Source organism: Streptomyces sp. NPDC026575 (assembly GCF_055567415.1).
Window position 1 is genome coordinate 440764 of the sequence record NZ_JBVHQM010000002.1, and the last position, 8034, is coordinate 448797.

Consider the following 8034-nt stretch of genomic DNA (forward strand, 5'->3'; position numbering starts at 1 on the left):
GGCGCGGATCCTCCCTGTCGGACCGGCGCGGTCCCCCCGGCCGGACCGGCGCGAGGTGAACGACACGCTCCCACCGGGCCTACATCAGGCGTACACCCGTGCTCCTCCTTACGCAGTAGGGCGCGGGGGCGGTGGAACACGTAGGCTCGGGCTACCGCACCAATCGTTGTCGTATGGCAGGAGTCACGTCGTGATCCCCGGTGGTCAGCCCAATATGCAGCAGCTGCTCCAGCAGGCCCAGAAGATGCAGCAGGACCTCGCGGCCGCCCAGCAGGAGCTGGCGGAGACGCCCGTGGAGGGCTCCGCGGGCGGCGGCCTGGTCAAGGCCACGGTGACCGGCTCCGGTGAGCTCAAGGGCCTGGTCATCGACCCCAAGGCGGTCGACGTCGACTCCGCGGAGGAGACGGCCGAGACGATCGCCGACCTCGTGCTGGCGGCCGTCCGGGATGCCAATGCCAGCGCCCAGCAGCTCCAGCAGCAGAAGCTCGGTCCGCTCGCCCAGGGTCTGGGCGGCGGCGGCATCCCCGGTCTCCCTTTCTGAGGAGTAGCCAACTAGCGTACGCAGCACGGCAGAAGAGAGAGAAGACGTTCCGTGTATGAAGGCGTGGTCCAGGACCTGATCGACGAGTTGGGCAGGCTGCCCGGCGTCGGTCCCAAGAGCGCGCAGCGGATCGCCTTCCACATCCTTCAGGCCGAGCCGACCGATGTCCGCCGGCTCGCGAACGCGCTGATGGAGGTCAAGGCGAAGGTCCGGTTCTGCAGCGTCTGCGGCAATGTGGCGCAGGAGGAGCAGTGCCGGGTCTGCCTGGACCCGCGGCGCGATCCGGCGGTCATCTGTGTCGTGGAGGAGCCCAAGGACGTCGTGGCCATCGAGCGGACCCGCGAGTTCCGCGGCCGCTACCACGTCCTCGGTGGGGCGATCAGCCCGATCGAGGGCGTCGGCCCCGACGACCTGCGGATACGGGAACTGCTGGCCAGGCTCGCGGACGGCACCGTCACCGAGCTGATCCTGGCCACCGACCCGAATCTGGAGGGCGAGGCCACGGCCACGTACCTGGCCCGCATGATCAAACCCATGGGCCTGAGAGTGACACGACTGGCGAGCGGACTGCCGGTCGGAGGCGATCTGGAGTATGCCGACGAGGTCACGCTCGGGCGGGCCTTCGAAGGGAGGAGACTTCTCGATGTCTGATGCCACGCTGCACAACGCGACACAGGACCCGGACGACTTCGCCGTTTCGATCTCCGACTCGATCGAGAGCTTCATCGTCGCCGTCACGGAGGTCGCCAAGGGCGACGAGCCGGACAGCGCGGTGCCCTTCCTGCTGCTGGAGATCTCCCAGCTGCTGCTCACCGGCGGACGGCTGGGCGCCCACGAGGACATCGTCCCCGACGAGCGGTACGAGCCGGACACCGGGCCGGAGCCGGACGTCGACGACCTGCGGGAGCGCTTCGCGGTCCTGCTCGACCCGGTGGACGTCTACTCCGAGGTCTTCGACCCGTATGTGCCGCGCAGCGAGCCGGTCGCGTGCCGCATCTCCGACGACCTGGCGGACGTCGTCACCGACCTGCGGCACGGGCTGGCGCACTACAGGGCGGGCCGGGTCAGCGAGGCCCTGTGGTGGTGGCAGTTCTCCTACCTGTCCAACTGGGGCCCGACCGCCTCGGCCGCCCTGCGCGCGCTGCAGTCGCTGGTCGCCCACGTACGCCTCGACCAGCCGCTGGACGCCCTGGACGGCCTGGACACCGACAGCGGGGCCGACGGCGACGAGGACCGGCTCGCCGAGGAGGCCGGGAAGGTCATGGCGGCCGAGATCGCCGGTCCGCTGGGGCTGCGCGGAGTCTGAGCCCCCGGGGCGCCCCGGCCTGTGACCTGGGTTACGTTTTCGTGTGTACCGGCCTGTAGCGGGCATGTGCTCGCCGAGCGGGCGCGATGGGGCGCCCGGCGGAACCGCCCCGGGACGCCTGGCTCACGCAGTGGGTCGCACATCTCACGATGTGGTACCAGCAGGGCGGACTCCGCTTGCTCGATAGACTGAGCCGACCGCAGTACCCCCATTTCGGGGGTCCGGGAGGAAACTCCCGAAGAGACAGTTGCGAGGAGCGCACGTGGGCCTTGTCGTGCAGAAGTACGGCGGCTCATCCGTTGCGGATGCCGAGGGCATCAAGCGCGTTGCCAAGCGAGTCGTCGAAGCCAAGAAGAACGGCCACCAGGTGGTCGTCGTGGTTTCGGCGATGGGCGACACGACGGACGAGCTGATCGATCTCGCGCAGGAAGTGTCCCCGATTCCGTCGGGGCGCGAGTTCGACATGCTGCTGACCGCCGGAGAGCGGATCTCCATGGCCCTGCTGGCGATGGCGATCAAAAACCTCGGTCACGAGGCGCAGTCCTTCACCGGTAGCCAGGCCGGTGTCATCACCGACTCCGTGCACAACAAGGCACGGATCATCGATGTCACGCCGGGCCGCATCAAGAGCTCGGTCGACGAGGGCAACATCGCCATCGTCGCCGGCTTCCAGGGCGTGTCCCAGGACAAGAAGGACATCACCACGCTGGGGCGGGGCGGCTCGGACACCACCGCCGTGGCGCTGGCGGCCGCGCTGGACGCCGAGGTCTGTGAGATCTACACCGACGTGGACGGCGTCTTCACCGCCGACCCCCGGGTCGTGAAGAAGGCCCGGAAGATCGACTGGATCTCCTTCGAGGACATGCTGGAGCTGGCCAGCTCCGGTTCCAAGGTGCTGCTGCACCGCTGCGTCGAGTACGCACGCCGTTACAACATCCCGATCCACGTCCGCTCCTCCTTCTCGGGGCTGCAGGGCACGTGGGTCAGCAACGAACCGCAAGGGGACCAGTCGATGGAGCAGGCAATCATCTCGGGCGTCGCACACGACACCTCCGAGGCGAAGGTCACGGTCGTCGGCGTCCCGGACAAGCCGGGCGAGGCCGCGCGCATCTTCCGCGCGATCGCGGACTCCGAGGTCAACATCGACATGGTCGTGCAGAACGTGTCGGCCGCCTCGACCGGCCTGACCGACATCTCCTTCACGCTGCCCAAGGCCGAGGGCCGCAAGGCCGTCGCCGCCCTGGAGAAGACCCGGGCCGCGGTCGGTTTCGAGTCGCTGCGCTACGACGACCAGATCGCCAAGATCTCGCTGGTCGGCGCGGGTATGAAGACCAACCCGGGCGTCACGGCGACGTTCTTCGAGGCGCTGTCGAACGCCGGCGTGAACATCGAGCTCATCTCGACCTCCGAGATCCGCATCTCGGTCGTCACCCGCGCCGATGACGTCAACGAGGCCGTGCGCGCCGTGCACACCGCCTTCGGTCTCGACACGGAGAGCGACGAGGCCGTGGTCTATGGCGGCACCGGACGATGATTCCGGCCGAGGCGGGCCGTCCGTCCCTCGCCGACACGGCGGGGACGGACGCCCGTACGGCTCCCAGGCCGCATCTCGCCGTCGTCGGCGCCACCGGTGCCGTCGGCTCGGTGCTGCTCGGGATCCTCTCCGAGCGGGCCGACATCTGGGGTGAGATCCGCCTGATCGCCTCGCCCCGGTCGGCCGGCCGCAAGCTGACCGTACGGGGCGAGCAGGTCGAGGTCGTCGCGCTGAGCGAGGACGCCCTCGACGGCATCGACGTGGCGATCTTCGACGTCCCGGACGAGGTCTCCGCGCAGTGGGCGCCGGTCGCGGTGTCCAAGGGCGCGGTGGTCGTGGACAATTCGGGCGCCTTCCGGATGGATCCGGAGGTGCCGCTGGTCGTCCCCGAGGTCAACGCGCATGCCGCGCGGGTGCGTTCGCGCGGCATCATCGCCAACCCCAACTGCACGACGCTGTCGATGATCGTCGCGCTGGGCGCGCTGCACGCCGAGTACGGGCTGAGCGAGCTGATCGTCTCCTCGTACCAGGCCGTTTCGGGTGCGGGGAAGGCCGGCGTCGACACGCTGCGGGCGCAGCTGTCGGCGGTGAGCGGTACGGAGCTGGGCGGGACGCCCGGTGACGTGCGGCGGGCCGTCGGGGACACGCTCGGGCCGTTCCCGGCGCCGATCGCGCTCAACGTCGTGCCCTGGGCCGGCTCGCTCCAGGAGGACGGCTGGTCCTCCGAGGAGCTCAAGGTCCGCAACGAGTCCCGCAAGATCCTCGGGCTGCCGCACCTGCCGGTCACCGCGACCTGTGTGCGGGTGCCGGTGCTCACGACCCACTCGCTGGCCGTGCACGCGCGGTTCGAGAACGAGGTCACGGTCGCCGGCGCGCACGAGATCCTGGCCGCCGCCCCCGGGGTCGTCCTCAGCGACGATCCGGCCGAGGGGGAGTTCCCCACCCCGTCCGACGTCGTCGGTACGGATCCGACCTGGGTCGGCCGGGTGCGGCGCTCGCTGGACGATCCGCGGGCGCTGGAGCTGTTCGTGTGCGGGGACAATCTGCGCAAGGGCGCGGCTTTGAACGCGGCGCAGATCGGCGAGTTGGTGGCGGCGGAGCTGCGGGGGTAGGGACGCGGGCCGGGGGCGGGTCGCGAGCCGGTCGGCCCGGTGGGGGTCGGTAGCGGGGGCGTGATCCCGGTGGGGCAAGCTGGGCTTGGTGCACCGGAGGCCCGTACGCCGAAGGCTCGCTACCGGGCGACTTGGCGGGATTGGCCGTCGCGGCCCGACCGCCTGGGCGATACTTTGTGGGTTGTGTGAAGATCCTGTGAGCGAATTGCCGGCCCTTACGTCTTGATCTGGGCTGACGATCTGTTCGACCATTCGCTCCCCGCCACACTGCAACCGGCAGTCGGGCGGGGCGCGTCTTTGTGGCCGCCCTCAGGGGTGGCCCGGGATGTCCGCGGGCCGCTGGTCGAGCCCCGGGTGTCAGGACAAGCGCGTCAGAGTGAATGGGACATTCGGGAAGAGCTGGTACGCATGAGGGCATTTGATGCATCGTCAAAAGCGGTGCCTTGCGCGTACAACCCTTATGGGGGGAAGCGTGTCCAACAGGCGTGGCAGAGGTACTCGGATTCACGATCGCCCCAGCGGGCGCGGCAGGGGCGGCAGTGCGCCCGCAGCGGCCCCGTGGGGCCGGGGGCATGCCGGTGATCGCCCCCTGGCCCGCCACGCGTCCCGCGCAGCTTCCTTCGCAGAGTGGGGACTCTGACGAGGCGATGGCAGCGGGCACCACAGTCGACCACCTCACCGAGACCTACCGCGCGCACTACCGCTCGCTGCTCGGTCTCGCCGCGCTGCTCCTCGACGACACCGCCTCCTGCGAGGACGTCGTCCAGGAGGCATTCATCCGCGTGCACTCCGCGCGCGGGCGGGTGCGCGATCCCGAGAAGACCCTCGCCTACCTCCGGCAGACCGTCGTCAACCTCTCGCGCTCCGCGCTGCGTCGCCGCATCCTCGGGCTCAAGCTGCTCTCCAAGCCGATGCCCGACATGGCCAGCGCCGAGGAGGGCGCGTACGACCTGCTGGAGCGGGACCAGCTGATCAAGGCGATGCGCGGGCTGCAGCGCCGCCAGCGCGAGGTACTGGTTCTGCGCTACTTCGCCGATATGACCGAGGCGCAGGTGGCCCAGACGCTGGGCATATCGCTGGGCTCGGTCAAGGCGTACGGATCGCGCGGGATCGCGGCGCTCCGCGTCGCGATGGAGGCTCCCGCATGAGTGGCACAAGGTTCGGCCGGCGCGACTCGGCGGGCGCGTGGGGAACACGTCGCCTGCGGGAGCCGGTTGGTACGCATGGGGCGTTCGGTTCGTATGCGGTGCGTGAGGCGCAGGGGCGCCAGGAAGACGAACCGGTCGCCGGCCGTCCGTGCGGTGGCGCGACGCTCGGCCGAGGCGCCGGGGCGGGCCTGGACGCCGAGACCGACCAGGGCGCTGAGACGAGCCGGGACGCCGAGGCGGGCCAGGGCGTGGAGACCGGCCCTGGCGCTGACACGGACCGGGGCGACGGCATCGCCTACGACGACGCCGCGCACGATCGTGATGCGCGGGCCGACGTCACCTTCGGCGGTGGCAGCGGCAGTGGCGGCGATGACGACGACCGGCACGGCCGCAGCCACCCCACGGGCGGTGGCTTCGGCGGCGAGGACGAACTGAGGCGGCTCCTGCAGTCCCGCGTCGCCGACCTCGAACCCGCGCCGGACGCGCTGGAGCAGCTGCGCCGCGCGGTACCCGCCCGCCGCCAGCGCCGGCGTCATGCCGTCGTGGGAGCGGCCGCCGCGCTGCTGCTCGGCGGTACGTCCATCCCGGCCATGGTCCACGTCGTGGACCTCGCGGACGGTTCCACGGACCGGTCCGCCAACACCGCGAGCAGCCAGGCGGCCCAGGGCGGCGCCGAAGGCGCACACGGCGAGGGCACCGAGCACGCCGGACCCCGGCCGACCGACGCGGCCGGCGCGAAGCCCGGCGGACGCGCGCCCGAGGGCAAGGGCAAGGCCGCCGAGAAGAACGGCGCGGGCCATGGCGCCGGGGCCGGTACCCCCGCCCCGGACGCGACCATGGACGTCACCTCGCCGGTGTGCTCCCGCGACCAGCTCGGCCAGGGCACCGGCACGGTCCTCCCCGCGGACACCTCGGGCCGCGTCTATGGCTCGTTCCGTGTGGTCAACACCTCCACCACGGCCTGCTCCGTCGAGGGCGGTGGCGCCGTCGGCGTCGTCGCCCAGGGCTCCACGAACCCGGACCGCATACACGTCGTCGACCACACCTCGGGCGACGAGGCCACCGGTCTACCCGACCCGGCCACCACCCCTGACCAGCTGGTTCTCAAGCCGGGGGAGGCGTACGAGGTCAAGTTCGCCTGGATCCCCGAGGCCGGTGGCGGCACCACCGGATGCGTCACCCCGGGGCCCTCACCGACCCCCGACCCGTCCAAGGAGCCGGAGCAGTCCCCGGACTCCGGCGCCGCACCGGCCGGTGACGGCAGCGGTCAGGCGGGCGGCGACGCCGGGACCGGCGGTGGCGGAACCGCGCCCGGAGGGATCGTTCTCAGCCACACGCCGGAGGCCGGGGAGCCCGCCGCGACCGAGGCGAAGGTCGCGGACGCCTGCGCCGGAACGGTGTACCGCACCGAGGCGCTGGCGGCCCAGTAGCGGCCGACGCCCAGGTCCGCGCGGTGGACGCGGGACGTGGAGGGGGCGGTGCGGGCCCGCCGTACAGGCCCCGTACCGTGGTGGTGTGTACCGGTTCCTGCTGACCCCGCGGTGGTGGGGGATCAACGTCTTCGCCGTACTGGCGATTCCCTTCTGCATCTTCATGGGCAGCTGGCAGCTGAGCCGCTTCGAGGACCGGGTCGACTCCCACCAGCAGCAGGAGGACCGCTCCGCCCGGGCCAAGGCCGCGGTGGCGCGTCCCCTCGCCGGCCTGCTGCCCGTCGACCAGGTCACCTCCGGCCGTCAGGCCAGCGCCCGCGGGCACTACGACCCCGGTCACCAACTGCTCGTACCCGGCCGCACCCTGAAGGGCGCACACGGCGACCGGCAGGGCTTCTACGTCCTCAACCTCCTGCGCACGGACAGCGGCAAGGCCCTCCCCGTCGTGCGGGGCTGGCTGCCCGGTGACGCCGGCGACAAGGCCGATACGGCGAAGGTGCCCGCGCCGCCCAAGGGCGAGGTGACGGTCACCGGGGCGCTGCAGGCCTCCGAGAACCAGGGCACCGACGGTGTGCAGGCCGGCGGCGGGCTGCCGCGGGGGCAGCTCGGCATGATCAGCGCGGCGTCGCTGGTCAACATCGTTCCGTACGAGGTCTACGACGGCTGGATCACGCTCGCCGAGGTCCAGGCCCCGCTGCGCGCCGTCCCCCCGGCCGCCGCCGAGGGCAGCGGCCTGGACCTCAAGGCATTCCAGAACCTCGGCTACACCGGCGAGTGGTTCGTCTTCGCCGGATTCGTGGTCTTCATGTGGTTCCGCCTCTTCCGCCGCGAAGCCGAAGCGGCACGGGACGCAGCGCTGGGGATCTTGCCGGAGGGGTGAGGGCTCGGGGAGTGGGGGCTGAGGGGTGGGGTTGTGTGGGGGGAGGCGGCTTGGGGGGCTTCCCCCGGGGGGCCCTCCACCCT

General features: G+C 71.3%; 8 protein-coding genes. All 8 read left to right on the plus strand.

What is annotated here, in order from left to right:
• The first annotated feature begins 190 nt into the window (after positions 1-190).
• The 8 genes from ACZ4NB_RS04395 to ACZ4NB_RS04430 all read left to right on the plus strand — a co-directional run bounded on the left by ACZ4NB_RS04395 (position 191) and on the right by ACZ4NB_RS04430 (position 7951).
• Positions 191-541, plus strand: coding sequence for a YbaB/EbfC family nucleoid-associated protein (locus ACZ4NB_RS04395; RefSeq protein WP_467658196.1), 351 nt, complete (start codon positions 191-193; stop codon positions 539-541).
• Positions 542-592: 51 nt separating this feature from the next.
• Positions 593-1192, plus strand: coding sequence for a recombination mediator RecR (gene recR, locus ACZ4NB_RS04400; RefSeq protein ID WP_006604196.1), 600 nt, complete (start codon positions 593-595; stop codon positions 1190-1192).
• Positions 1185-1847: a DUF5063 domain-containing protein gene (locus ACZ4NB_RS04405; protein WP_467658197.1), complete on the plus strand. Its 663-nt coding sequence runs from the start codon at positions 1185-1187 to the stop codon at positions 1845-1847. The genes recR and ACZ4NB_RS04405 overlap by 8 nt, the downstream gene beginning before the upstream one ends.
• Before the next feature lie 262 nt (positions 1848-2109).
• Positions 2110-3381 (plus strand): aspartate kinase, encoded by a 1272-nt coding sequence (locus tag ACZ4NB_RS04410; RefSeq protein WP_467658199.1) that lies wholly within the window; start codon positions 2110-2112, stop codon positions 3379-3381.
• Positions 3378-4493, plus strand: coding sequence for an aspartate-semialdehyde dehydrogenase (locus ACZ4NB_RS04415; RefSeq protein WP_467658200.1), 1116 nt, complete (start codon positions 3378-3380; stop codon positions 4491-4493). The genes ACZ4NB_RS04410 and ACZ4NB_RS04415 overlap by 4 nt, the downstream gene beginning before the upstream one ends.
• Positions 4494-4978: 485 nt before the next feature.
• Positions 4979-5641, plus strand: coding sequence for a SigE family RNA polymerase sigma factor (locus tag ACZ4NB_RS04420; RefSeq protein ID WP_467658202.1), 663 nt, complete (start codon positions 4979-4981; stop codon positions 5639-5641).
• Positions 5638-7071 carry a hypothetical protein gene (locus ACZ4NB_RS04425; RefSeq protein WP_467658204.1) on the plus strand — a complete coding sequence of 478 codons (1434 nt, stop codon included), beginning with the start codon at positions 5638-5640 and terminating at the stop codon, positions 7069-7071. Before ACZ4NB_RS04420 ends, ACZ4NB_RS04425 begins: the two co-directional genes overlap by 4 nt.
• A gap of 85 nt (positions 7072-7156) precedes the next feature.
• The gene (locus tag ACZ4NB_RS04430) at positions 7157-7951 is read left to right on the plus strand and encodes an SURF1 family protein (protein ID WP_467658205.1); all 795 of its coding nucleotides are present in this window, start codon (positions 7157-7159) and stop codon (positions 7949-7951) included.
• The last annotated feature ends 83 nt before the right edge of the window (positions 7952-8034 follow it).